We start from the raw sequence: 26,295 nt of genomic DNA, 5'->3' as shown, positions 1-26,295 counted from the left end.
ACCCATGCGCCGCAATCCTATTCTATCCACAGTGAGCTGGGCGCTGTACGCCATTGCCCTGTTTCTGATCTACCATTTGCTCGTCAAGCCAGCGTTCCTTGATTTGAGCTGGATCGCTTTGCTCCTATTTTTACCCTTGCTCGCTCTTTGCTACTATATTATCCGCCCGTCGGAACGGCGTCAGATGCTCGTATTTACCATCGGCTTCCTGCTTTTGGATCTTGCCCTGACTCGCTTAAACATACGAACGACGGCGACTTTGGTCGTTAGCGGTGCTGTAGCTGTCATTGTCGTGGCAATGCTGGTCAAGTGGTATGGGCGTCTGAATTGGCGCGCTGTTGGCGCCCTTGTGCTCATCGCTGTGCTTGTGAATGTAACCTTTAATCGAGATACGCTCAAAGCCTTAAATCACTTTACGATTCAATATGAATCCGATCGTCTGTACAACGGTGAGTGGGTCGATTATTTCCCAATGGCCTTGTACGATGTCAACAATGACGGCAAAATGGAGATCGTCACTTACGGAAATGCTGAAGAACTCCCTCTGCCCGAGAAGGTAGAGAAACCGGAAACAGAGGAAGAAAAGAAAGCATTAGCAGAAAAGCTGCGTCATTTGCACGCTGAGCCTGTCACCCTTTACGTACTGACCTGGCAAGACGGCAAAATGGTGCGCATGCCAAATGATCAGATTTCCCCTGAAACACTGGAGCTGATCAAGGAAAAATTGCCAACTGACTACCCTGGGTTCCCGTATTACACCATGAAGGACGATCAGCTCGTACCGAACGTACAACGTCAGCCGTACGCCGAAGGTATGCTGCAAATCGGAACGGCGCCTTACCGTGCTTTCATGCTGGACATGGCTAACATCGCCGATAAGCTAGAAGAAAATAAAGGCAGCATGGACGTTCGCCATGAGCTCGGGAAAAACTACAAGGATCTGCATATCAAGGACGGTATGTTGACTGGAACCTATGATGGCAAGCCTTTTGCAGGCACGACAAAAGCAACCAAAATTCTCACAACGATGATGGTGCCTGATGGTCGTGAAGGTCTGATCATTATGGGCGAGCACTTGAGCGTAATGGTTGTAGAGCCAGATGGTTCCCTTACAGAAGCCTACACCTTGACGCGCAAACAGGCTGAGCTCGCGACAGGAGAATTCATTCCTGCCGATATCGATAACGACAAGGTTGATGAGCTGTTAGTAGCGGCTACCCCGTCTTACATCTTGAAGCCGATGCCCGATGGTATATGGGATATCAAGTGGGCAAGCGGCGAAAAGGATAAGAGCTTCCGCTTCTCCAACTTTGCTACGATCGGCGGAAATGAGCAGCCAGAAATCGTAGCGAAAGCCAAGAGCTGGATCAGCACTACCGAATCCCGCTACTTATCCGGCTTTGAATACACACCTGATGGATTAAAAGAAAACTGGCGGATTTACTTGCCGCTGATCAATGTACAAATTGGAGATATTGATGGCGACAACGAAAACGAAATCGTCGCCAGCATTTTCAATACTCATCGCATTCTCGTGTTCAAGCAGCATCATATTCCGGTTCTGACACTGACGATCATCATTTTCGTCGGACTGCTGGGATATGGCGTGGTAAGGAGGTTTCGTCATGCGTAAATCGACGAAGGCATGGGCATTGCTGGCTGCCATTTGCACGGCGTCCCTACTCGGCGGCTGCACATACGAGTCAGGAACGAAGGCATTTGCCACCACCAATTTTGGCACCACACCCGAAAAAACGACCACAGCCCAAACCGAATCGGGGGCAGAGTGGCTGAAAAACGCATTAGCGAAAGCAAAAACAGACAAAGATGCGCAGACGTATTGGTACAAGGGGCATGTCAAAAACATGATTCTCTCCCGCTCGACGACGAGTATGTTCAGCGGTGCCGTTATCAACGGCAAAGGCTACAATGTGGATGCCCGCATCGCAGCTCAGCCCTATTCGTACTATCGCGTCAACGACAAGCACTATATCCGTGCCAACGACAACTGGGTGACTGCAACAGACGAGCCTCTCCCGTTTGATGTGCTTGCAGGCTTTGATGACTGGCTGCCCTTTATGGATCAAGCAGTTCAGCTGCCTGACGAAAAAATAATTGGTGTCCTCTCTGTTCCATTCCAATTAAAAATGACCGGAGCAGATTGGTTGAAAACGAGCAAAAGTCCTCTGCTCGAACCATTGAAAAAGCAACTCGGCGACCGTCCTGATCTGGATTACATCCTAAAGGAATCCACGATCAAAACCACGTTTTGGTTCGGCAAGGAAGATCGTCTGATCCACCAATATGAAACCTGGATCATTTTGCCACTGCCAGGAGCAGGAACGATGGACCAGCAAGTACATTTCAACATGTTTAAGTACGGCGATACAGGCGGCATCAACCTCAGTGAGCCTGAAGACGTCGAAAAGTATTTGTTGTACTAAAGAAGTCAGACGTTCTCTATTGCATCACAAAAGTTGAATTTGCAACACAAATAGGGTACGGAATCGCAACGGTTCTCGTACCCTATTTTTTATTAATATGTCAAGGATTTTAGACATTTGGTATATAAAATCGCAACATAATTTTTACAACAGGAACGAATGTTCCTTTTTGTTAATCGATAGGCTAAAATAGGAGTGAATTACTATGCTAAATGTGAGGATTGACTATCGTGGCAAAGTCTTTATGAGTCCTTTTTTAACGAGGCAGGTTAGTAAAAAAATAAAAAAGGGTGTGCAAGATGAAAAAAGGATTATTGGTTTGTACTACGATAATGTTGATGCTATTATCAGCTTGTGAAAATGTTGAAACAACATCAACTCCAAAAACCTCAAATACTTCGAATAATAGAGAAGAAAATGCAACTGTTTCCAATACTACCAGTGAGCATGAATCTGAAACTGATGAGTCCGTTATTCCAAAAAATACCGCTGAATATTGTGATGATGTATTCACAAATTTGGATAGTGAAACTGAAAAGTCTTTCTATGGAACTTGGAAAGTTGAGAAACTTTTGGGGTTTGCAAATTCATACAATGATGCTTCTGAATATCCAACAGGGCAAAAAATTATTGGTGATGAATTTATAATCAAAAAAGACTTCTTTTCATCAAAAGGACTTAAAAACTATAATGTTTATCAACATGAACTCAAGAATCCATTATATAAGCTTAACTTTACATGCTATAACACAGACTCGTTTTATCGTTTATTTAAAACAGATCCCGATGCTTTAAATATAAATTTAAATGATAAGGTAAAATACATAGTAATAAATGACTCTTCTACAAACCTTGGCATACCTCTAAGTTTTTTTATTGTTAATAATGATAGGCTTATCTTGTTATTAGAGGCAACATCTTTTGAACTTAAAAAAGTCACTGATTCATTGAATTGAGGTTAACAAAGTTGAAACATAAAGAAAAAGCATGACCTATTTCACATGTGAATAGTCATGCTTTTTCTCTTGTTAATTCATATGATTTTTTACATGTTCGCCTACGCCATTCGACTTCCACAAAAACAGACTGTACGCAAAGGCAACCAGCGAAAAGCCACCCATCGCCATGTAGAGAGCAGACCCTCCCAATTGCTGAAAGACCCAGCCTCCAGCAATCGATCCGATAATCCCGGAAATTCCGAAGAACAACACCGCCAGGACGGTTTGTCCCGTAGCCTTCCATTCTTCCGGTATGATTTTGTACAAATATTGAATCGTTGCCGTGTAAAAGATGACAAAGGTAATCCCCTGCATCAGCTGCAAGTAAACGACCCACTCGGCTGACGGCACGATCGCACAAAGGAAATAACGGATCGTATAAAGAGCGGACGCGACCATGATCAGCTTGATTTCACTCCAACGGCTCAAAATCCGGGCGCTGATGGCAAAAAAGGCGACCTCGCTCATCGCTGCCAAAAACCATGCCTGTCCAACATCACCGGTGCTCCCTCCCAGACTTTGCACATAAACGCCGAGAAAGCTGTCATTCGTCCGGTGCGGGGTTGCTGCAAGCAATACGAGCAGAAAAAAGCGCAATGTTTTGCGATAGAGAAAAAACTGCTTCAGCTCATGCCAGGACAGCTTTTTACCGCTTGCTGGAGCGTCAGAGACTACTGCAATAAAAAGAAAAGCCAGAACGCCATAGCCGAGGAAAAGCCAGACCAGTTGCTCCATTCCGACCAAATCAATCGTCCATCCAATGATCAGGGAAGCCGTGGCGTAGCCAATCGCACCAAACGTGCGGATAGAGCCAAAGCTGACTCCGTGCTTTTCGGCAATCCGAAAATTAAGACTCTCGGTTAACGGATCAGTCGGAAGCAAGAAAAAGTACATAGCCCCAACGAGTACAAACAGCATGTAAAAAGGAGCAGAGATAAATAAGAGCACACCTGCTACGATAGAGAAGCCAAGTGTAAACAAGATGACTCGCTTGATCGTTTTATAGCGATCACTTACCATTCCCCAAAAAGGTTGAGACAATATCCCGATGAACGAGCCGACACCAATCAAAATGCCAATTTGCGCGGGTGTTACGCCTCGATAGGTGAGGTAGACTGGCAAAAACGATATGAAGATAGAGAGCAAAGAAAAATAGAAGAAATTGTACGCGCGTAAGCTAGTGATTCCCATGTTCACCTTTCATCTCACCCACAATGGTTTTTTGTGAAAAAAATGCCCCGCAACCACTGGCGGCTCCGAGGCTTGCTTTCCTTTTTTTATTTGGAGATCAATTCATCCATCAGCTTTGCGAGCTGTCTCGCTTGTTCGCGGCGCTCATACGGTCTAACCCTCTCGGCAAAGTCCGCTCCGCGATCTTCCCCATTCGTTTGACCACTTATCTTCCATTCCTTGTACAGCTCCAGATACGCTTGCTTGATCGCATCCTTTTGTTCAGGATCTGCTACCTGTCCCAAGCGGAAGTTTTTAATGATCTCTGTCGCTTCGCCTGGCTTGTTCAGCGCGAGGATCGGGTTTCCGATACCCATGTACTCATAGAGCTTGCCCGGTATATAGGCACCAGCATCGGCAGAGACATCGCCAATTAATAGCAGTGCATCTGCCCCCTTCATCAGTCCCAGCGCCTGCTTGTGGGGCAGATTTCCGAGCAACCGGACATTATCACCAAGTCCGAGCGCTTCCACACAGTCGCGATTTTCGGAATAACCCGGATAATCGAAGACACCGGCAAAGCTGAGCAAGAGATCCTTTTGATTGACTTCCCCCTCATCGATCAATTCCCGAATCGCCTGCAGGAGAAGACGAGGATTTCTTTTTTGGTATAGGATGCCTGCATATACGGCATGGAATTTGCCAGGCTCTTCATAGGTTGGCTCTAATCCTTCAAAATCCGCCTGATCGAAACCGTTGTAGATAAGCTCCATACGCTTGATCCTCTGCTTGTGCTTCTTCAGGAAGTTCGTTGCAAATGTCGCCGTGACTGTGGTGACCGCATCGGCGTCAGCCATGACCTGCTCCTCCATCCGCTGTTCCCATTTTTCGCGCCAGGCAATCCCTGATGTATGCATGTTTTGCGTCCAGGGATCACGGAAATCCGCTACCCATTTGCAAGAAAACTCACTTGCCAGCCTGCGTGCCACAATATGATTCGTTACGGGACCTGAGGTCGAAAAAATGACATCGATCTTTTCACGACGCATGATTTCCCGACCCAGCTTAAGCGCACCTGGCATCCACAGTATTTGATCATCGGGAATCATCAAATACGGCTTCGCCTTTTTTAATACCTGAACGAGCTGCTTTTTGAGTACCGACTTCATAGAGGCACGAGGGGCAGCGGCGCCATCACCCGCAGCAGCATTGGCATTGGCAGTGCCAGGCTGTGCTTGTCCACCCCGGGGGAACACGGACATCTCCTTTGCCCGATGAATTTTCACCTCACTAGGCAATTGCGCCAGCAAGGACGGATCTAATGTAGCATGGTAGGTAGGATCGACTGTAAGGACATGCACTCCCCAGCCGTATTCCCCCAAATATTTTGCCATTTTGAGTGGCCGCGGGACGCCGCCACCACCGATTGGAGGGAAGTTGTAGCATATAATCAACACATTGCGCGTATTCATTTTTGTAACCGTCCTTCACGTTGTCTTTTTCCATCATAAACGATACCACAAGTGCTGTCTTATTGCGAATCTACCTTGCATCTGCTATAGTGAAAATGGCTTTGTTTTGTTTCGGCATATCTTTCCTCTTGAACAGAGGCGCTTTTTTTATATATGCGCCCACTGCGATCGAGGTTTTCTTATTACGATTCGGGTGAATTTACATGAGCAAATTACGAGTCCTCCACGTGATTGGCGGGGGGGAATTTGGCGGTGCGGAACAACATATACTGAATTTGGTCTCTACCTTCCCTGTCGACGAAGTAGAGGTAGCGGTAGTTTGTTTCTATGACTCTCTTTTTGCGAGCAAACTGCGAGAAGCAGGAATTACGGTCATCACACTGAATCAATTCGGTCGATTCGATGTACGATTGCTCCGTGCCCTGCGGAGTACGTTTTTCTCGTTTCAACCGGCTATCATTCATACGCATGGAATTAAAGCCAACTTTTTTTCACGTCTGGCCACACGCGGTATGAATGTGCCCCTCGTGACGACCGTTCACAGTGCCCTGCGTTACGATTATTCGAGCGCACTTGCCTATGTGATCGTGAGTACCATGGAACGAGGAACCAGACTCTGGAATCGGCATTATATAGCCGTTAGTAGGGCTCTCGCTGAAAATCTTCGCGGACAAGGTGTTCCTGCCTCTGATGTCAGTGTCATCTACAACGGGATGGACATATCTCCTTACCGCCAAGAGCAGAGCCGCGCTTCCGATCGAAGCCGGCTGCGTGCAGAATGGAACATTCCCGATGACGTCTTTTTATTCGGTACGGTAGCTCGCTTCGTTCCGGTTAAAGGACTGCCTATTCTTCTCGATGCATTTGCACAGGTTGTGCGTGAGGAGGAAAAAGCTCCTTTTCTCGTCATGATTGGCGACGGGGCCGAGCGAGGCCTTTTGGAAGCAAAGGTACGAGAGCTGAATTTGGAGTCCCATGTCCGGTTTACTGGCTTTCGCCAGGATATCCCAACATGTCTTCATGCGCTAGACGGCTTTGTTCATTCTTCCCTGTACGAAGGGCTTGGCTACACAATCATCGAGGCTATGGCTTCGGAGGTGCCTGTAGTCGCAAGCAATGTGGGTGGTGTGAAGGAATTCGTCTTTCAAGGGGAGACCGGCTTAGTCGTCGAACCCGGCAATCCCGGCTTATTGGCGAGCGCCATGCAAGAGCTGTACGGTTCTGAAGAGCTGCGCGACCGACTCGCAAGCCGCGCTTTGAAAAAAGTCGAGGATACGTTCACGATCCAGCAAATGACCGAAAAAATTGTTGCCCTCTACCGCAGGCTATTGAAGCAATAAGAGCACGACTCGCTTTTTGCAGCGTTGTCGTGCTTTTTTCCTTGCTGCTTTTGTTTGAAGAATCAGTTTTCATGGTTGCCTACTTTCTCGCAATCTGGTTACATAGAATTGGAACGATTTTTGATTCGCATGTGAGAGGATGAAAAAGATGAAGCTATTTTTATCAGTAGACATGGAAGGTATCTCCGGCATTGTTGACACCAGCTATATCAACCCTGATTCCGGAGTCAATTATCAGCGTGGACGCCAATTCATGACAACTGACGCTAACGCTGTTATTGAAGCCGCTCTCGAAAGTGGAGTGACAGAAATTCTGGTTTCTGACAGTCACAACACGATGAACAATATTTTGTGGGAATCTCTGCATCCAAAAGCAAAGCTATTGGCCGGTTCGCCTCGTGATTCTTCCATGGTACATGGCCTGGACGAGAGCTTTGATGCAGCGATGTTCATCGGCTATCATACACGCCAAGGTATTCCAGGTGTTCTCAGCCACACCATGTCAGGTGTCATCCGCAACATGTATATCAATGGTCAAATCGTGGGCGAATTCGGATTTAACGCTGCTTATGCAGGTATGTATAACGTTCCTGTCGTGATGGTTTCTGGTGATAACCTCATCGCCAAAGAAGCGTCTGAGCTGATTCCTGGCATCCATACCGCCATCGTAAAAGAAGCCGTGTCACGGACAGCAGCTATCTGTTTATCCCGCGAGGAAGCCACTGCCGAGCTGAAACGCCAAACTGCTCTGGCGCTTGGCAATGTGAAGCAAATCCAGCCGTACCACACAGCACTTCCCCTGGAGCTTGCGATTGAATTCTCTCATGCCGGACAAGCTGAGTTTGCAGCTATTGTTCCAGGTACTCGCTACGAGACAGAAACAAACACGGTGTACTACAACGCTGCCAACCAGCAGGATATGTATACAACGATGCGTGCTATGCTGAATCTTGCTGGTGGCGCTGAGTTTTTCTAATTGAAAGAAAGCGAAAAGGAGAGCATAGCCTTGTTAACTACCTTGGCTTTGCTCTCCTTTTTTCCATTACTTTCGTCTTCTCTTCGGTCGTGCTTGCCGTTTTCTTGCGGCTTTTGCTTTTCGCTTTGCTTTCGTGCCTGCACTTTCTTTTTGCCTGTTGTTCATACCACTATTCGATGCTCGTGAGCCGGGTCCCCCGCCAACTGCATGCTGCTGCTTTGTATTTGCGCTCTCGATCGCTGCATTGGTACCGCCAGTGCTGTAAGTTCCGCCACCACCTGCCACCTGTGTAGCTGATGCGCCCCTTTGACTTTTCGCCAGCTTCACTACCTGGTCGTTAATGATAATGACATCTTCTTTTCCATTTTTTGCCTTCCGATGCTTGCCGGGTTCTGATTGCTTGCCCCTCATCCCCGTATTTTTCGCACGTCCCCCAGCCCCAACACTTTGTTGTTGCTCTGTGTTCGACGAAGCAATAGCCGCATCGTTCCCAGCCGCACTGCTTCGTCCCGCCCCACTTGAAATTTGTGTGGTGTTTGGAGCATTTGTAAATTGACTATTGAGCACAACTACGATTCTTTTGCTGCCATCGAAGGGAGTTTTTACAACCATGCGTCTCTTTCCGTTTTGGTAAATAACCGTTAGCTTGCCCTTATTACGCGCCATGCTGCTCATTCCTTTATCAACAAGACATCTATTCTTATGATAATGCGAAAGGCGGACAAAGCGTGTGGGACATGGTATATCCGCGCACAAAATATGCGCTAGTGCATTCGTTCACTTCTCCAAGAAAAAAAACAGACTCATCAACTGAGTCTGTTTGTCGGTGTCGTTTTTATACTTTTTGAACGTTCGTCGCTTGAGGACCACGCTGACCATTTTCTACGTCAAAAGTAACCTCTTGCCCCTCGTCCAATGTTTTAAATCCGTCGCCCTGAATTGCGGAGAAATGTACGAATACATCCTCGCCGCCCTCTCGCTCAATAAAACCAAAGCCTTTTTCACTGTTAAACCACTTTACTTTACCACGTTCCATTTTAGCCTCCTAGCATGTACCCATAACATGAAGTTGAAATTTTGTCTTACCCTGCTAGTATCCCCGGCTAAACTAGTTCTTATACTTTTTTCCAAGCATTTCATTACTTCGCGACCTCTGTCGCTTCCTTGGCTTTGCTTTGATCGATGACGACCTTGCCCTTCCAGCTTCCTTTTGTTTTCCCAATCCGATTGGCATCGATGTTCAGCGTAATCGACTGCGGCAGCTTGCTTCCATCTGTCACAAACGCAAGAATGCCTTCTGGTCGATCATGATCCGCAATTCCGGTAATGATTTCTTTGCCGTCAGCATCTGTCAAATAGTATGGAAGGTTGTCTTCCCGATCCGTTCCGATAAAGCTCAATACACTAAATCCTTCTAAGCCTTTTTCCTGGTAGGTTGGGTTCTCCGTATACTTGCCGTCCTCTGGCTCGCTCGAGATCACATCAAGGCCTGTTGTATCGAATTCAAAAGGAACCAACTTTCCATCTTCTTTTTCAATACTGTAATGGATGAGGATTTTCGTATCCTCTACGTACACTTCTTTAATATGAATGGAAATGCCTTGATCCGTTATTTTTTGATCCATCGGGACAGACAGACCCTCGCTTACCGCTCGTTTGACACCCTCATTGACCAGACCATTCAAATTGTTCTCTCCCGTAAAATAAGAGGAGCTGTTCAGTGCGGCGTACACGCCTGTTGGAAGCAAGATAGCAGCAGCCAAGCATATCGTTAGGACTCTTTTTTTCATCGAAAACTTCTCCTTTTTTTCGTGGTAGCGATGAAAGGATGCTCTAATTTGTTCATCGAGCTCTTCTGGTACCACGGTTTTCTCTATTTGGTTTACTAATGATTTTTTCAGCTTTTTGGAGATAGACATTGTTGGAGTTCCTCCCCGTCCATTTCGGTGTCGAACCATGCTCGTATGCGCTTTAACGCCAGATGACTTCTCGATTTGGCAGTACCTGATGGAATCTGAAGCAATTCGCCAATCTGATCGTAAGAGTACTCGTAGTAATACCGATAGATAATGACGATCCTCAGCTTAAAAGGCAGTGCCATAATCGCGCGTTGCATTTCTTGTGATGCTTCTGTTTCCAGCAAAGGTTCATCCGGCGTCTCGACATGTGGTTCTTCACGCAAGAGGTTTTTGCGCTCAAGCAAACGGAATCTTCTCCAAATTTGTCTACGCCAGTTTTTGACTTGCCTGATGACAATCCCATTCAGCCAGAAGAGAAACGGCCTGTTGCGGTCGTAGCTCGGCAACGCTCTCCACAGCTGATAGTAAATTTCGTTTACGATATCGTGTACATCTTCTTTATTACTGACCATGGCTGCCACCGTACCGTAGATTTTCGTACGCGTCAGGCTGTAAACCACTTCAAATGCTTCCTGGTCTCCATCCCTCAATCGGTCCAGCCATATGTCCAACATTTGATCATTCATCGGAGGGCCCCCTGAAATTGTATACACCATGTATTGGCTCTCTCACTTTGAATCGTTCACTTGTTTGCAAACTTTTTTTTGCAAAAAAAACTTCTATAAACGCACCGTAGCACGTTTATAGAAGTTTTCGGTAAGAGTCTCTTGAATCGTTTGCGCAGCTTAGATACGAATCAACGTAGCATGGCTTGGCAATTCGCCCGAGATGCGGTTTTTCGTATCGAACAGGATGGGGGAGTCAGCCATTTGGCTTGCGATAGCCGCCCAGTCTGCTTCTGCAAATTCTTTTTGTACAGCTGTCAGGAATAATGCGTCTGCTCCTTTGACTGCTTGCTCCAGACTGCTTGTCTTGTGCTCGTATACAGTCGGCACAGCTGGATCGTACGAACGCACATCTACGCCCTTTGCCAAAAGAAGCTTGATCATGTCATGAACAGGGCTGACACGGTCATCATTGGAGAAGTCCTTCATCGCCATCCCCAAAACAGCTACGTGGCTGCCTGCCAGTGTCTTGCCTTTTTCTTGCAATGCTTTTTCCAGCATGCCGATCAATACCTCAGGAACAGCGTCATTCGTGCAGCGAGCTTGCTGCATCAGCGGCAGTGCCACGTCCAGCTCGCGTGCTTTTGGTTGGAGATAGTAAAGTGCATTAGGCAAGCAGAAGCCGCCTACACCCGGTCCTGGCGTCAATAGGTTCACACGCGTATGTGTATTGGCAACCTTGATCAGCTCAAATGTATCGATGCCAAACGCCTCGGAAAAACGGGCGAATTCCTGAACCATTGCAATATTTACGTCGCGCTGAATATTTTCAATGACCTTCGCTGTTTCTACAACGCGAATGTCCGAAATCGTAATTTCTGTTTCATTAATAAAGGAGAGCAGCTCTTTTCCTTTTGCCACGCTTTCCTCATTAATTCCGCCGAGTACAAGCGGCATATGGATGAACTCCTCGAAAGCTCGTCCTTCGGCAATGCGCTCTGAGCAATAGGTCAGGAAAAAATCAACACCTGCTGTAAGACCGCTCACTTCTTCCAAAATAGGCAGGATTACCTCTTGGGTTGTTCCTGGTACGACTGTACTGCGAATCATGACCGAATCGCCTTTTTTTAGTACGCTCCCCAAGGTGTGCGCACAGTTTTTCAACGGTCCAAGGTCAGGATCGCCATTATGAACGGGCAAGCCTGCTGTTACAATATAATGATTTACCTCCGCTGCAGCCTCTTCATAAGAAGTCGTCGCGCGGAAGCGTTTTGCTTCAATTTGCTCGCGAAGAATTTCTGCAAGTGTCTTTCCCTGATAGGACTCCAGGTGATGGGAACGGGCCGCATTGATCTCATCAACAACGTGAGGTACGACATCGACACCGACGACATTTGCTCCCTTCATAGCGTAGGTAAGCGCCAACGGTAAGCCAACAAACCCCAATCCTACAACAGCTACGCGTACAGGCTGAGTCATTCTCGTATCTCCTCTTTCACGTTCTCTAGGTAAGGTCCAGGCAACTACGAATAGTTACACGGCCAGGTTACAAACTGCTACGACAGGTAGTAAACACCTGCTGCAATAAATACGACGCACAATCCTATGAGGACCTTGTATAAAGTTTCCAAGGCGGTTCCTCCCCATGCTCATAGTCTAGGCTTGGCCTCTGCCAAATCCTAATTATACTCTTGATTAAAATATCGTTCAATAAGGGTTTCTTTTTCATACGGAGGCAGGTGCATCCAAATAGACGGTCAACGGACCGCTCAGATATACCTGACACGCTAGGCGGTACCCTTTTTCAAGGGCTTCCTTCCCTAGTCGATATTGCTCGGTTTCAGACGCGAAGGAGACAGAGCCTTCTGGAGCTTGCAGGCGCAGCATACACGATCTGCACTTGCCTGTCGTACAGAAAAATGATACGGGCAGCTTGGCACGCACGAGTGCCATTAGCAGGTTCTCCCCGCGCGACGCATAGAATTGCTGCTGCTTGTTCCCTTCCCAGACGGTGATCACTATCTGAGGTTGTTTTGCCTGATCCATCTGCTCTCCCTCCCCTAGTCTGAAGGTGAAAAGCTATCTCTTTAGCGCGCCAAGCTCGCTCCGATAATGTAGGAAAACCCAATGGACAAAACCATTGCAATAAAGCCGACTGCTCTGTTGTCCTTGGCAATTTCCTCATCAATCTTGAACGTAGGTGTCATGAATTCGAAAACGAAGTAACTCACAAGCAGCAGCAAAAAGCCGAACGTGCCCCAAATCAACGCCTGACCAAGCGATTGATGCGCCTGAATCGAGTGGCGAAATACATTGGCGATGCCAAAAATTTTTCCTCCGGTTGCCATTGCAACAGCCAGATTCCCTTGCTTTAGCTCATGCCAAACCCGATAACGTGTCACCAGCTCAAACACCGACAAAAATAAAATCATCGCCAGTCCAGTCACGGTAAAATAAGCGGCAGCAGCAAAGTATGGATTGTGCAGAAGGCTTGCCATAATACCCCTCCCCACTTATCTGGTTATTTCAATTCGGCAATCGTAGCACCTACGCCGCCTTCTCCCTGCCCGCCCAAGCGGAATGACTTGACGTTTCTGTGATGCTTCAAGTACTCATGAACACCCTTGCGCAGGACACCTGTGCCATGGCCGTGAATGATGGATACTGAATGCAAACCTGCGAGAAGAGCATCATCGAGGAACTGATCAATCTCCCTGATGCCATCCTCTACGTTGTAGCCGCGCAAATCGAGATCCATCTTGATATTGTCGCTTCTGCGTTTGACAGAAGTATAGGGCGCAGCCTGAGGCTTTTGCTGCATCGTATTTTGAACGTGCATGTCCTCACGTTTTACTTTCATTTTCATGATACCGATCTGCACCAGGAACTCATCGCTTCCTGCCTTTTCCAATACGGTTCCCTTTTGCCCAAAGCTTGTGACCATAACCTCATCACCCACTTTGATTTGAGTCGCACGTACGGCCTTCGCCGGCTTTTTGACCTTTTCCTTTTCCAGCTCCAAGACAGCATTGCCGAGTCGCTTCTTGGCATCGATCAAACGGTGTTCTTTGATTTCCATGCCTTCTGCCATCATCTCGCGCAATTCACGAATAATGGTATCTGCCTCTTCTTTTGCCAGCTGAACGGCAATCCGCGCCTCGTCCTCGGCACGCTCCATCCGCTTGTTTTTCTCCTCAGCGAACTGGGCTCGCTCTTCTTCCAGCTGACGGCGCAGGTTCTCGGCTTCGCGTCTGAGCGCTTCAGCCTGGTGGCGCTCTGCCTCGGCTGTCTTGCGGTTGCGCTCCAGCGAAGCAATCATGCTTTCCACCTGATTATCTTCTTCGCTGATGGAGCCTCGAGCTACTTCGATAATGTGCTCAGGCAGTCCCAGACGTCGGGCAATTGCAAATGCATTGGAGCGTCCTGGCACGCCGATCAGCAGACGATACGTAGGTCTGAGTGTCTCTACATCGAACTCCACGCTCGCGTTGATGACTTCCGGTCTGTCATAGGCATAAGCCTTCAACTCGCTGTAGTGAGTCGTCGCAACCAGACGAGCTTTCGATTCGATCACATGATCAATAATCGACATTGCCAGAGCTGCCCCCTCTGTCGGGTCTGTTCCTGCTCCCAGTTCGTCAAACAGCACCAGACTCTTTTCATCCATATTCGCCAAAATGTGAATGATGTTGGTCATATGGCTGGAGAAGGTCGATAGGCTCTGCTCGATGGATTGCTCGTCGCCAATGTCGGCAAAGACGGAGGAGAAGACGGTCATTTCACTTTCTTCCTCAGCTGGAATGTGCAGCCCGGACATCGCCATCAAGGACAGAAGTCCGATCGTTTTCAAGGAAACCGTTTTTCCCCCTGTATTTGGACCCGTCACAACGATGGCCTGATATTCGCCGCCAAGCTCTACGTCTACAGGTACGACTACCTCTCGAGGAATCAGTGGATGGCGAGCTTTTTTCAGATGCAAGTAGCCTCGGTCATTCAAACGCGGACAAATGGCCTTCATGCTCCAAGCCAGCTGTGCCTTGGCAAACATAAAGTCAAGCTCCGTTAGCGCATCTACGCTTTCAAGCAGCGCTTCAACAGCAAAGGAAACCTGCTCAGTGAGAACGTAGAGGATTCGCTCCACCTCGCGCTCCTCACGAAGACGCAGCTCGCGCAATTTATTATTCATGGTTACAATGACTTCTGGTTCGATAAATAACGTAGCACCAGATGCAGACTGGTCGTGTACAATTCCGCCAAATACATGACGATACTCCTGCTTCACCGGGATGACAAAGCGGTCTCCACGAATGGTCACGATGCTCTCCATCAGCATTTTTTGGTAAGAGGAGGAACGTGTCATCTGATCCAGCTTTTCCCGGATTCTGGACTCTACCTGTCTGATTTCCTGACGCACCTGACGCAGCTCGATACTCGCACTGTCTAAAATATCGCCATTCTCATCCACACAACGGCGGATTTCTGTTTCCAGCTCACGCAAGCCTTCGATACGCTCTGCCTCTTGCTCTAGCAGCGGCAGCTCGTGGTCATCGCACATATCCAGCAAAAACGATTTGAGTCTCCGTCCCGCCATTATGGTGCTGGCAATGTCCAAAAGCTCCATCGGAGCAAGCATGGCATTCAGTCTTGCCCTCTGAACGGGTCCACGGATGTCGCGAATTCCCCCGAGCGGAACACTGCCTTTCAAGCGCAATACTGTTGCAGCCTGAGCCGTTCCTTGCTGTGCAGTCACTACTTCATCCAGCCTTAAAAACGGAACCAGCTCCGCTGCCTTTTCCTTTCCATATGTGCACGATGCCTTGTCGATTAACAGGGCAACCATTTTATCGTACTCTAACGTTTTTAATACCCGTTGTTCCACTTTGATCCTCCTTATATCCGCAAGCTTGCGACCAATCATTTCATGCAGACTAAAGGCCGCGGTTTAACCCGGCAATCCTTATGATTTTTTCATTATATCACGCCAACCGTTTGAAGGATAATTTTACACGCCATGACCCTAGCATAGTTCGACACCCAAATAGCCACAATGAAGATGAAACAATCCCAAAGGAGGAGTACACTTGACGATCATGCGCCATATTGTCCGCTTTATCGTCGCTGCCGTAGTCCTGATGTTTGTCGGGTTTTTAGTTCCCGGCTTTTCTGTAAGCAGCTTCTGGACTGCGTTTCTAGCCGCGGTTGTCATCGCCCTCTTGGGCTGGGTCGTAGAAGCCATGTTCGGGGATCGCATCTCCCCTTATAATCGTGGCATCATCGGCTTTTTGGTCAGTGCCGTAGTTATTTACTTGACTCAGTTTATTGTTTCCGGTTTCCACGTCACCATATTGGGAGCGCTCTTGGCCTCTTTGGTCATCGGGATTATCGACCTCTTTATCCCGATCAAGACGCATATGGACTTGCACAATGGAGACGCCGGCAATAAACAAGAAACGTAATGATATGGGAAAAAGAGCCACCCGGATCAAACGGGTTGGCTCTTTTTTTGCACAAACCGCAGCTTGGTCAAAAGGCTTGACGCAGCCAGGTTGTCTAAGCTGTTATTATTTGTCCGTCTGGCGATGGATCATGCCTGCCATATAGCCTGCGCCAAATCCATTGTCAATATTGACAACCGCGACTCCGTTTGCGCATGAATTGAGCATAGCGAGAAGCGCAGCCACACCCCCAAAATTGGCACCATACCCTACACTGGTAGGAACGGCGATTACCGGTTTGTCTACGAGACCAGCCACTACGCTCGTGAGCGCTCCTTCCATCCCTGCAATACAGATGATGACAGATGCCCCTCTGATCTCTTCCAAGCGGTGAAACAAACGGTGAATGCCAGCCACCCCTACATCTGCGATGACTCTGGCTTCGCTGCCAAAGCAGCGTACCGTCCAGGCAGCCTCCTGAGCTACCTTCCAGTCAGATGTCCCTGCGGCAACTACCGCTACATAGCCTGGTCGCTGCGGGACGATTGGTCCACGACTGGAAACGAGCAATCCTGCATCCTCGATGTATTGTACATCAGGCAACCGCTCCAGCACTTGCTTAGCCTGATCATCATTTACCCGTGTAACCAAAACTAGCTCTTGATGGGCTTGCAGCCTGTCAATGATCCCGATGAGCTGCTCAACACTTTTTCCTGCCCCGTATACGACTTCAGGAAAGCCCGTTCTGCCTGCCCGATCCAGGTCCAACGTGGCGTAATCCAGTCGACTTGCTCCCGTCAACTGTTCTTCGGCCTGCTCGATGCTCAATTGACCTGCCTTTACTTGCTCCAAGATCGCTTTGATATCAGCCATGCAGCTTTTTCACGTCCTTTGCTAGTACCGAGTTCATGCTTCCTGTTAAATAGCCAAACAAATCAAGTGTCACATACGAAAAGCCAATTTTCTGCAATTCCTGATTAATCTGTTCATGGTGTTCAAGAATTCGACTGAAGTCTTCAGGACTTACTTCGATTCGGGCAATCGTATCATGATGACGGACCCTTACCTGATGAAAGCCTAGACTGAGCAAGTATCCTTCTGCTCGATCGACCTGATCTATTTTTTCCAGCGTAATTTGCGAGCCATAGGGAATTCTGGAGGAAAGGCAGGCAAACGACGGCTTGTTCCACGTTGACAATCCCATTTCTTTTGATAACGCACGGATATCTTCCTTATAAAATCCAGCCTCTTGCAGTCGACTGCGCACACCTCGCTCTGCTGCTGCTACGCGCCCTGGGCGATAGTCTCCCTGATCATCCACGTTTGCTCCATCGCATATGATGGCCTGCCATTGATTTTTTTCAGCTAATACTCCCAAATGCTCATATAGACCATCCTTGCAAAAAAAGCAGCGGTTTACTGGATTGGAGACAAAATTGGGGTTTTCCATCTCACGAATTTCGGTAGTCACAAAGCGAGCGCCAAGCTGGGCTGCCAAATGCTTGGCTGCTTCAAATTCCCGAGTCGGAAAGGTTTCGGATGCAGCAGTCACCGCAATAGCACGATCTCCCAGCTCTTCTACAGCCCGCGCCAGCAAAAACGTACTGTCCACACCGCCCGAAAAAGCGACGAGCACTGTACCCATTTCCCGTAAAATCCTGCCCAGCTGTTTATTTTTTTCGCTGAGGGACGCAATGACAGTTTCCAGCGCTTGTTGGTCATTTGCACTCATGGCGTTTTCTTCCCCCTCTTCCAAGCGGTTTATGTATAAAGTGAAAAGAGAGGCAAAAGCCCCTCTTTTCCCTTAATCTATCTTTTTTCCATTTGCATCTTCCTGAAGGATCTTCAGCAGTTCTTCGTACTCTTGACGCAAGCGGAAGTATTCATCCGCAATATTAACGGCAGAGAGTACCGCAATCTTGGCCGTGTCTAGACGATGATTGCCGTTTGCGATTTCGTTCATCTTGTCATCAACGAAACCGGCCACCATGCGTATGTGATTGACACTTGCCTTGCCACTGAGCCGGTATTGTTGGCCGAAGATATCCACCGTCAAACGATTTTTCCCATCAACTTGCACGAGGGGTTCCTCCCTACTGCGACCTTTGCTCTACTGTATCCTATTTAGGTTACTGAAAATGTCAGATTTCGTCAAGCCATACTACATTCTGAGTTCTGCACCTGTATCGTTCTTCAACGCTTCAATGACAGCAGTCGTCACTTGTTGAATCTCTTCATCCTGAAGTGTCCGCTCAGCATGACGGAATACAAGTGCAAAGGCCATGCTCTTTTTATCCTCTGCGATCCGCTCGCCCGTGTATACATCGAACAGAGTCAAGGATTCAAGCAGGCTTCCAGCTGCCCCGCGAATTGCCTTTTCCAAATTTCCGGCAGGTACGCTGCGATCCACAACAAGTGCAAGGTCACGAGTCACTGCAGGGAATTTCGGCAATGGACTGTAATGGCCTACCTCAGCTGCCACAGTGATGAGCTGTGCTACATCCAGCTGGAATACGTACGTTTCGGACAGATCATACGCTTTTTCTGTTCCCGGGTGAACCTGCCCCAAGTACCCGAGACGCTGCTCGCCTACCCATACTTCGGCAGTTCGGCCTGGATGCATGCCTGCCAGTTCAGCTGTTGCCTTGAACTCAGCCGCTTTGATTCCAAGACGTGCAAGCAGGGACTCTACAACGCCTTTTGCCTGATAGAAGTCTACAGGCTGCTTGGCACCCATCCAGTTTGGCGGCAGCCATTGACCAGTCAAGGCACCTGCTACATAGAGTCGCTCGTCAGGAAGCTGTGTCAGGGCTTCTTCTGTTGTCAGGAACACACGACCCAGCTCGAAAATACCAACGTCCTGGTTTTGGCGGTTCTTGTTGTACGCGATGGTTTGAAGCAAGCTCGGGATGAGACTCGTGCGTAGTACACTGTGCTCTTCACTCATTGGCATGAGCAAGCTGATTGGATTAACCGTTTCCTGATGCAGACCTGATACTTCTTCTACACGATCAGGGTGAACCAATGCATAAGAAATCGCTTCGTTCAGACCAGCACCAATCAAATGATGGCGGATAATGCGGCGCAGCTGCTGCTCGGGCGTCAATTGACCTTGTGTAGTAGAGCCGGATGGCAAGCTGGTCGGGATGTTGTCGTAGCCATACAGACGTGCAACCTCTTCTACCAGATCCTCAGGCAGTGTAATGTCTCCGCGTCTGGTTGGAACCGTTACTGTCCATGTATCATTGGAGGCCTCATACGGGAACTGCAAACGATCGAAAATCGGCGATACGTCGGAAGCAACCAGCGAGGTGCCCAAATGTTGATTGATTTTTTGCAGAGAGACGCTTACGACAGCAGGTGTTGCTTCTTTTACGATTGCTTTTGCGATGCCTTTGGAGACAGTTGCTCCAGACAATTGCTGAATCAAGGAAGCAGCACGCTCGCCAGCCTCTTCTACTCTCGCCTGGTCAACACCTTTTTCCCAGCGTACGCAGCCTTCCGTGCGCATTCCCAAAGAACGCGCTGTACGTCGAACGGTCTGTGGCGTGAACCAAGCAGCCTCCAAAATGATTTCCGTTGTTTCTCCTGTAATTTCGGAGTTGGCTCCACCCATGACCCCAGCGATCGCCAGGCCTTTTGTCGGATCAGCAATCAACAATGTCTCAGCATCCAGCGTGCGCTCCTGGTCATCCAGTGTTACCAGCTTTTCGCCTTCACCAGCCAGACGTACGATGATCGAGCGATTGTCTACCTGAGCTGCGTCAAATGCATGCAATGGCTGACCGTATTCGAGCAATACGTAGTTGGTAACGTCTACTACGTTGTTGATCGGACGGATGCCTGCAGCCATCAAACGATTTTTCATCCATTGTGGAGAAGACTCGATCTTCGCATTCGTGAAATGACGTCCGTTATATTGATAGCTTTCGTTTGTCGCTTCGATTTTGACTTGCAGTGGGTTGTCTCCACCATTTTCGTTCAGTTCAATCTGTGGCAGCAGTACTTCTTTGCCCAAAATGGCAGCTACTTCGTATGCTACTCCCAGCATACTCAGGCAATCGGAACGGTTCGGTGTAAGCCCCAGCTCCAATACATAGTCATCCAATCCGAGGTAAGAAATCGCGTCCATCCCGATTTCAGCATCGCTCGGCAAGACCATGATGCCTTCTTGCTGGTCTTTTGCGAGCAGCTTGTCGTTTAAGCCCAATTCTTTTGCGGAGCAGATCATCCCTTGGGATTCTACACCGCGCAGCTTGGAGCGCTTGATGTTCAGGCCACCCGGCAGCTTTGCACCGATCAAAGCAACCAGTACCTTTTGTCCTTTGTCTACGTTTGGTGCGCCACACACGATTTGCAGGTCTTCTCCTTGTCCTGCATCGACCACACACACATTCAGACGATCTGCGTCCGGGTGCTTGCTGCGCTCTTTTACATAACCGATTACAACGCCAGAGACCCCTGCATTGCGCGATTCCACTGCATCTACTTCAACCCCAGAACGAGTCAGCTTCTCTGCCAGCTCTTGCGGGTTCGTATCACTTAAATCCACGTATTCCGCTAACCATTGGTATGATACCTTCATTTTCGCCTCTCCTCTCTATCCTCGGTTGAACTGACGCAAGAAACGCACGTCATTGGTATAAAAATGGCGGATATCCTCTACGCCGTATTTCAGCATGGCAATCCGTTCTACGCCCATCCCGAAAGCAAATCCGCTGACTTCCTCTGGATTGTAGCCGGCCATTTCCAATACGCGCGGGTGCACCATACCGGAGCCCAAAATTTCGATCCAGCCTGTTTGCTTACATACACGGCAGCCATCTCCACCACAGTTGAAGCATTGCAGGTCAACCTCAGCACTTGGCTCCGTAAACGGGAAGAAGCTCGGACGCAGGCGAATTTGTTGGTTTTCTCCAAACATTTGGCGAGCAAAGGTCAAGAGGGTTCCTTTCAAGTCGCTCATCCCGATTTTTTTATCGATAACAAGTCCCTCAATCTGTGTGAACTGGTGGGAGTGGGTAGCATCGTCATCGTCACGGCGATACACTTTACCCGGACAGATCATTTTGAGCGGTGTCTTGCCTTCTTTTTTCAACATGGTACGAGCTTGCACCGGGGAGGTCTGCGTACGCATCAGCAGTTCGTCTGTTACATAAAATGTATCCTGCATATCGCGAGCCGGATGACCTTTTGGCAGGTTGAGCATTTCAAAGTTGAAATGGTCTGTCTCAAGCTCTGGACCCTCTGCGACCTCAAAGCCGAGTCCGATGAAAATGTCTTCGATTTCTTCAATAATGCGCGAAAGTGGATGCATCGTTCCAGCTGGTACTGGTCTGCCTGGCAGCGTTACATCTACGGTTTGGGACGAAAGCTTGGCATTCAGCTCTGCTTGTTCAAACGCTTGCTGTTTTCCGGAAAAAGCCGCTTCTAAAGCTTCGCGCACTTCATTGACCAGTTGGCCTACTACAGGACGCTCTTCTGGGGACAGACTGCCCATCCCGCGGAGCAGCTCTGTCAGCTCCCCTTTTTTCCCCAGGTATTTGACACGCAAATCCTGCAGCTGTGAGCTTTCCGTCACCTGGCTGATTTGGCCCAGTGCGGACTCTTTCATTTCATGCAACCGAGTTTGCACTTCATATCGCTCCTTTATCATGTGTTGGAAAAAAAGAAAAACCCGCCCCAAAAAGGGACGAGTTACTTTTTTCTCGCGGTACCACCCTTGTTAGACAAAAGCTCCAGCTGTGACATGTCTGTGACAATATCACCAATTAGGGCAAGACTTCTGTCTCACTTAAGATCATTGGTAACGGGAATGACCCGGCTGCTCCTACTGCGCCAAAAGCGGTTCAGAGTGCGGCTCTGGAGTGAATTTCTGCAGCTATGATGTTAAAGATGCTCTCAGTCTACGGCATCTTCTCCCTGAAAAACATATAGGTCCTGCGTACTAGTCTCCGTCATCGCTTTGCGTTATAATCAAGACGTAGGAAAATTATAGCGCAATAAGAGTGAACTTTCAATTCTACAAATGTTTCATCTTGTTAGTATTCCCTAGTCACATCTTTTTTATTAAGAAAACCTCTATCGAGGCCGCCTGCATGAGGAGCGACCGCATTTTAGTGGAAGGTTTTCATGCGCTCCAGAATTTATAAGCGCCACGCATATAAATTCCTATACGTTAAGAAAGGGGACTTTTGACATGATTGTTAATGTTTCCGCCCTCTACGATAAAAATTGCCGCTGTCGTCATTGTGAGGCTACCTTTACTACCAAGCGCATCAGAAGCGGCACGTTGACGATGGTCAAAAGAGATAGCGATTTTTACACCACATTCACGGAGCAATCCTTAAATCCGATTTACTATACGGTAAGTGTTTGTCCACAGTGCGGCTTTGCTTTTTCGGATCAGTTCAGAGACAAGCTCGCCCCTTGGCAAAAGCAGGTCGTCGACGAACAAATTTCTGCAAAATGGACACCAAAGGACTTCGGCCATATCAGAACGCTGGGCGAAGCCATTGTTAGCTACAAGCTGGCGATATACGCTGCGGAGCTGACAGACCAGCCTCACGCTGTAAAAGCAGGACTGTATCTGCGTCTTGCCTGGTTGTACCGCTCGCAAGAAAATACGGATGAAGAAATCCGTTTTATCGACATGGCCGTCGATGAATACGAGCAATCTTACATACATACCGACTATTTGCGCAGTGACAAGGAAATGTCAGAGGTACGTCTTTTGTATCTCATTGGCGAGCTTTACCGCCGCTTGGAGAAATTCGACCTCGCCATCAAGTATTTCGGGAAAGCACTTGCCTTCCGCAATCATACGATCGAAAGCGGAATCATCCGGATGGCTCAGGATCAATGGCAGGTCGCACGCGAGGAGTACAGGGAGAAAAAAGAACAAAGGATCGGCTAGCGCAGCCGATCTTTTCTATTTCTTTGTGCTTCAAAAACAAAAATGCCTGCTGCGACGGCAGCGTTTAGCGATTCTGCTTGTCCGTAAATCGGAATATGTACGAATTGATCTGCCTCGTCCATCAGTGCCTGCGACACGCCTCTGCCCTCGTTGCCGATAACAATCGCAGTCCGTTTCGAATAATCTGCCTCGTCATAAGAAACGCTCTCCTTTTGCAAGGAGGAGACGAGAAGACGGCCTCCATCCGCTCTCCATTGCGATGCGGTCTCCGCTAAGGAGCCGGTAAACACAGGCAAGCGGAACAACGCTCCCATCGTAGCACGGACGACTTTGCCGTTGTATACGTCTACACTTCCCTTGCCCAGCACCACGGCATCAATCGCTGCTGCCTCGGCTGTTCGCAAAATCGTTCCCAAATTTCCAGGGTCCTGAATTTCGTCGAGAAACAGAACCAGCAAATCATCGCCCGAGCTTCTCTTTTGATCTAGCCACTGGTCCCAGTCTGCTGCCGTTTTTTTTACTTCGGCTACGATGCCCTGAGGCGACTTCGTTTCGGATAGCTTGCCCAGCACCGCAGCAGAGGCCGCCACTACATGAACATCAAGCGGATGATTTTCGAGCGCGCGCCGACAGGCAGGGTCCATATCGCGATCGTTGTCATAAAGGATGGTAGTTACCTCCGCCCCACTCTTCAGCGCTTCCTCCACGAGATGCGCACCCTCAACGAGAAAACGCCCCTGTTCCTCGCGTCCTTTTCGATCCAGTAATTGATGCAGCCGCTTGACCAGCGGATTTTGTACGGAAGTAATCAGTTCATGTGCCATGCTTATGCGCGCTCCTCAAATGCCTTTAGGTCTTTATTATTTCCGATCACGACAAGAACGTCGCCATATTGAATGAGATCATCCGGGCTTGGTGCGATGTTGAATTTATCGCCACTTTTGATCGCAATCACGTTCACTTCATATTTTTTACGAATGTCTAGCTGGCGCATGTTTTTCCCAACCATTTTGGAAGATACCACTACCTCAGCCACACTGTAATCCTCTGCCAGCTCAATAAAGTCCAGGACATTCGCAGAGATCAAATTGTGGGCAACCCGCACACCCATATCCCGCTCAGGGAACACTACGCGGTCTGCTCCAACCTTGTACAAGACTTGTCCATGGCGTTCATTTTGGGCCTTTGCCACAATCTTTTTCACGCCAAGCTCCTTTAACGTGAGAACAGTCAGGATGCTTGCCTGGATATCTACCCCGATCGCAACGACCACCACATCAAAGTTGCGGATGCCGATTTCCTTTAAAGCTCGCTCATCCGTGGAATCGGCTGCCACCGCATGGGTCACGAATTGTATATTTTCATTGATACGCTCTTCATTCTCGTCGATGCCCATTACTTCATAATCCATTTCATACAAGGTACGAGCCACACTGGCACCAAAGCGCCCCATTCCAATAATGGCAAATTGCTTAGACATCCCTTATCTACTCCTTCATCGTGCCGACTGCCCTAGGGGCCTAGGAAATTATCATACGTTCAGATAGTATAGCATAACCCAAACCAGTGCTACAAAAGGGTATGAGCAAACTATCCATGACAAATACTAATCCAGAATTTGATTCCCATAAGAGAGGTGTTAGAACGGTTATGAACATTGCCTCACTCAATTTGCGTCAAGCCATTATGTACAAAATGCAGGGCTCAGATTCAGGTGCTGTGGAGGAGACCATCAGTGATGCTATCAGCAGTGGTCAAGAAAAAACCTTGCCTGGGCTTGGCGTCCTGTTTGAAGTATTGTGGCAGAACAGTGATGCTTCCTCTCGTCAGGAGATCGTACAGACTATTGCCTCCCACCTGCCTGAGCAAGCGGAAAAACCCATCTTATCATAAAGATGTATATGGAAAAAAAGCAAGGGGAGAGATGCTATGTCTCTCCCTTTTTGCTTTCTTCCACAGATGGATTTGTAGACTGCTTGCACCAGTGCAGGAGAGCCAAGAGAATAGGAATAAACACCGTTGTCAGGTAGCCATAGTAAGTCAGCTTTTTGACGAGAGAAAAAAACTCAACAATGTTTTGCGGCCACAGCGAGTAGTAAAAGAGGGGGAACATGAGGATAGTGGCGGTGACTCGCTGAAACCTTAGCCCCTTTCCAAACCACAAACGAATGACGTAAATCATTGAATAATACATATTTCCGAAGGCAGTAAACACAGACGCCATCCAGATCGTGAGAAAGGCGGATTCCAGTCTTTCCAAAAACCACCCGGTACTTTGCGCGGTCTTGACCATCTCTAGCGTGGGCCAGATAAGATGCTGCAGCTCCTCGTAGCCAAATACGACAATGCCCGCTGCTGCGGTTAGGGTGTACGACAGGACAGCAAAACACAAGCCAACCCAGCTAGTCAAAGCGATTCTGGCTCCCGGCATCGCCAACCCGAAATAAATCATCATCAGCTCGAACCCCGTATACAGTGAAAATGCACCTACCCCTGTTCCCATGACATCTTTCCACGAATCAATGTGCAGCGGCAGTAAATTGTACCAGCTAGCGGTGCTGAATGTCACATACGGGATGAGGAAGATGGGAATGAGCATGATCGGAAACAAGAGCTCATTGATCCGGACCAACACTTCCGGTTCGAACATACAAAGGTACAAAACAATCAGGGACAAGGTAAGCAGAATCATCTCAAGCGGCGTTTCCAACAGCACCGCTGTGACGATTACCTCCCCGAATCCGCGTGCCACCATTCCCGCGTTCATAAATTGAAACGAGATGAACAAAAACATCAAGGGATAGCTGAGCATTCTTCCCAATCGGGGATTACGACGTCCGCCAAGAACAAGCGGACTGTATTCGACAAAGGTGAGCCCCGGATATTGCTTGCTTAAGTAGACGATCGCCAGCAGCGGAAACAGGGTGATCATCCCGCCAACAATCGGACCCAGCCATCCCATCTGATACAGTGTCGCGGTAGTTGTACGCGGCATAGTTAGTATCCCCACCCCGATCATCGAGCTGATCAGAATGGATATCAATTGCCATGTACTGATGTATCGCGTTTGATTTCCCATT

General features: G+C 48.4%; 26 protein-coding genes and 1 other annotated feature. Of the genes, 8 read left to right on the top strand and 18 right to left on the bottom strand.

The features are described from left to right. Positions 1-4: 4 nt before the first annotated feature. From C3B52_RS09275 to C3B52_RS09265, 3 genes are all read left to right on the top strand, one after another. Positions 5-1,633: a hypothetical protein gene (locus C3B52_RS09275; RefSeq protein ID WP_103105791.1), complete on the top strand. Its 1,629-nt coding sequence runs from the start codon at positions 5-7 to the stop codon at positions 1,631-1,633. Then, positions 1,626-2,444, top strand: coding sequence for a hypothetical protein (locus C3B52_RS09270; RefSeq protein ID WP_103105790.1), 819 nt, complete (start codon positions 1,626-1,628; stop codon positions 2,442-2,444). Before C3B52_RS09275 ends, C3B52_RS09270 begins: the two co-directional genes overlap by 8 nt. Positions 2,445-2,743: 299 nt before the next feature. Further along, positions 2,744-3,400: a hypothetical protein gene (locus C3B52_RS09265; RefSeq protein ID WP_103105789.1), complete on the top strand. Its 657-nt coding sequence runs from the start codon at positions 2,744-2,746 to the stop codon at positions 3,398-3,400. A gap of 72 nt (positions 3,401-3,472) precedes the next feature. On the opposite strand, the gene C3B52_RS09260 is transcribed toward C3B52_RS09265, so the two are convergent. Together C3B52_RS09260 and C3B52_RS09255 are read right to left on the bottom strand one after the other, a co-directional pair. Continuing rightward, entirely contained in the window at positions 3,473-4,633 is a 1,161-nt protein-coding gene (locus tag C3B52_RS09260; protein ID WP_235615653.1) for an MFS transporter, read from the bottom strand. An 86-nt stretch (positions 4,634-4,719) separates the two neighbouring features. Beyond that, on the bottom strand, positions 4,720-6,084 hold the full coding sequence (locus C3B52_RS09255) for a glycosyltransferase (RefSeq protein WP_103105787.1): 1,365 nt from the start codon (positions 6,082-6,084) through the stop codon (positions 4,720-4,722). Between the two features lie 203 nt (positions 6,085-6,287). On the opposite strand from C3B52_RS09255, the gene C3B52_RS09250 reads away from it, so the two are divergent. Together C3B52_RS09250 and C3B52_RS09245 are read left to right on the top strand one after the other, a co-directional pair. Beyond that, positions 6,288-7,424 carry a glycosyltransferase gene (locus tag C3B52_RS09250; protein ID WP_103105786.1) on the top strand — a complete coding sequence of 379 codons (1,137 nt, stop codon included), beginning with the start codon at positions 6,288-6,290 and terminating at the stop codon, positions 7,422-7,424. A 148-nt stretch (positions 7,425-7,572) separates the two neighbouring features. Continuing rightward, positions 7,573-8,400, top strand: coding sequence for a M55 family metallopeptidase (locus tag C3B52_RS09245; protein ID WP_103105785.1), 828 nt, complete (start codon positions 7,573-7,575; stop codon positions 8,398-8,400). Between the two features lie 66 nt (positions 8,401-8,466). Here the strand turns inward: C3B52_RS09245 and C3B52_RS09240 are convergent, their stop codons facing one another. From C3B52_RS09240 to C3B52_RS09205, 8 genes are all read right to left on the bottom strand, one after another. After that, positions 8,467-9,012, bottom strand: a complete 546-nt coding sequence (locus C3B52_RS09240; protein WP_306418812.1) for a hypothetical protein — start codon at positions 9,010-9,012, stop codon at positions 8,467-8,469. 223 nt (positions 9,013-9,235) lie between these two features. Beyond that, positions 9,236-9,436 (bottom strand): cold-shock protein, encoded by a 201-nt coding sequence (locus C3B52_RS09235; RefSeq protein ID WP_103105783.1) that lies wholly within the window; start codon positions 9,434-9,436, stop codon positions 9,236-9,238. A gap of 103 nt (positions 9,437-9,539) precedes the next feature. Continuing rightward, the gene (locus C3B52_RS09230; RefSeq protein WP_103105782.1) at positions 9,540-10,319 is read right to left on the bottom strand and encodes a DUF4179 domain-containing protein; all 780 of its coding nucleotides are present in this window, start codon (positions 10,317-10,319) and stop codon (positions 9,540-9,542) included. Further along, on the bottom strand, positions 10,298-10,885 hold the full coding sequence (locus C3B52_RS09225) for a sigma-70 family RNA polymerase sigma factor (RefSeq protein ID WP_103105781.1): 588 nt from the start codon (positions 10,883-10,885) through the stop codon (positions 10,298-10,300). Before C3B52_RS09225 ends, C3B52_RS09230 begins: the two co-directional genes overlap by 22 nt. A 159-nt stretch (positions 10,886-11,044) precedes the next feature. After that, a complete protein-coding gene (locus C3B52_RS09220) occupies positions 11,045-12,343 on the bottom strand; it encodes a nucleotide sugar dehydrogenase (RefSeq protein ID WP_103105780.1) in 1,299 nt (432 codons plus the stop codon). A 246-nt stretch (positions 12,344-12,589) separates the two neighbouring features. Further along, positions 12,590-12,910: a 2Fe-2S iron-sulfur cluster-binding protein gene (locus C3B52_RS09215; RefSeq protein ID WP_103105779.1), complete on the bottom strand. Its 321-nt coding sequence runs from the start codon at positions 12,908-12,910 to the stop codon at positions 12,590-12,592. Positions 12,911-12,951: 41 nt separating this feature from the next. Further along, positions 12,952-13,362 carry a DUF350 domain-containing protein gene (locus C3B52_RS09210; RefSeq protein WP_103105778.1) on the bottom strand — a complete coding sequence of 137 codons (411 nt, stop codon included), beginning with the start codon at positions 13,360-13,362 and terminating at the stop codon, positions 12,952-12,954. 23 nt (positions 13,363-13,385) lie between these two features. Then, complete coding sequence (locus tag C3B52_RS09205) at positions 13,386-15,743, bottom strand: endonuclease MutS2 (protein WP_103105777.1); 2,358 nt, start codon at positions 15,741-15,743, stop codon at positions 13,386-13,388. Between the two features lie 202 nt (positions 15,744-15,945). On the opposite strand from C3B52_RS09205, the gene C3B52_RS09200 reads away from it, so the two are divergent. Beyond that, complete coding sequence (locus C3B52_RS09200) at positions 15,946-16,320, top strand: phage holin family protein (RefSeq protein ID WP_103105776.1); 375 nt, start codon at positions 15,946-15,948, stop codon at positions 16,318-16,320. 105 nt (positions 16,321-16,425) lie between these two features. Here the strand turns inward: C3B52_RS09200 and larB are convergent, their stop codons facing one another. The 5 genes from larB to pheS all read right to left on the bottom strand — a co-directional run bounded on the left by larB (position 16,426) and on the right by pheS (position 21,934). After that, entirely contained in the window at positions 16,426-17,172 is a 747-nt protein-coding gene (gene larB / locus C3B52_RS09195; protein ID WP_103105775.1) for a nickel pincer cofactor biosynthesis protein LarB, read from the bottom strand. Beyond that, complete coding sequence (gene larE, locus C3B52_RS09190) at positions 17,165-18,031, bottom strand: ATP-dependent sacrificial sulfur transferase LarE (protein WP_103105774.1); 867 nt, start codon at positions 18,029-18,031, stop codon at positions 17,165-17,167. The genes larB and larE overlap by 8 nt, the downstream gene beginning before the upstream one ends. Before the next feature lie 72 nt (positions 18,032-18,103). After that, on the bottom strand, positions 18,104-18,379 hold the full coding sequence (gene zapA, locus C3B52_RS09185; protein ID WP_049737698.1) for a cell division protein ZapA: 276 nt from the start codon (positions 18,377-18,379) through the stop codon (positions 18,104-18,106). Between the two features lie 81 nt (positions 18,380-18,460). After that, positions 18,461-20,884: a phenylalanine--tRNA ligase subunit beta gene (gene pheT, locus C3B52_RS09180; protein WP_103105773.1), complete on the bottom strand. Its 2,424-nt coding sequence runs from the start codon at positions 20,882-20,884 to the stop codon at positions 18,461-18,463. Positions 20,885-20,899: 15 nt separating this feature from the next. Beyond that, on the bottom strand, positions 20,900-21,934 hold the full coding sequence (gene pheS, locus C3B52_RS09175) for a phenylalanine--tRNA ligase subunit alpha (RefSeq protein WP_103105772.1): 1,035 nt from the start codon (positions 21,932-21,934) through the stop codon (positions 20,900-20,902). Positions 21,935-21,984: 50 nt separating this feature from the next. Continuing rightward, positions 21,985-22,269: a binding site (T-box leader), on the bottom strand. 229 nt (positions 22,270-22,498) lie between these two features. Here pheS and C3B52_RS09170 point away from each other — a divergent pair. After that, a complete protein-coding gene (locus tag C3B52_RS09170; RefSeq protein ID WP_103105771.1) occupies positions 22,499-23,215 on the top strand; it encodes a DUF2225 domain-containing protein in 717 nt (238 codons plus the stop codon). Here C3B52_RS09170 and C3B52_RS09165 read toward each other — a convergent pair. Both C3B52_RS09165 and C3B52_RS09160 read right to left on the bottom strand, forming a co-directional pair. Further along, positions 23,212-24,039, bottom strand: coding sequence for a TrmH family RNA methyltransferase (locus C3B52_RS09165; RefSeq protein WP_103105770.1), 828 nt, complete (start codon positions 24,037-24,039; stop codon positions 23,212-23,214). The genes C3B52_RS09170 and C3B52_RS09165 overlap by 4 nt on opposite strands. A gap of 2 nt (positions 24,040-24,041) precedes the next feature. Beyond that, positions 24,042-24,695, bottom strand: a complete 654-nt coding sequence (locus C3B52_RS09160) for a potassium channel family protein (RefSeq protein WP_103105769.1) — start codon at positions 24,693-24,695, stop codon at positions 24,042-24,044. A gap of 170 nt (positions 24,696-24,865) precedes the next feature. Between C3B52_RS09160 and sspI the strand changes: the two genes are divergently transcribed. Then, entirely contained in the window at positions 24,866-25,108 is a 243-nt protein-coding gene (sspI, locus tag C3B52_RS09155; RefSeq protein ID WP_103105768.1) for a small acid-soluble spore protein SspI, read from the top strand. Between the two features lie 34 nt (positions 25,109-25,142). On the opposite strand, the gene C3B52_RS09150 is transcribed toward sspI, so the two are convergent. Beyond that, complete coding sequence (locus tag C3B52_RS09150) at positions 25,143-26,294, bottom strand: GerAB/ArcD/ProY family transporter (RefSeq protein WP_103105767.1); 1,152 nt, start codon at positions 26,292-26,294, stop codon at positions 25,143-25,145. Position 26,295: the final 1 nt, after the last annotated feature.

It is taken from the genome of Brevibacillus reuszeri (assembly GCF_002897295.1).
Taxonomy (GTDB): domain Bacteria; phylum Bacillota; class Bacilli; order Brevibacillales; family Brevibacillaceae; genus Brevibacillus; species Brevibacillus reuszeri_A.
Note: the sequence above shows the minus strand (reverse complement) of the source record. Positions and strands in the feature narration are given on the sequence as shown.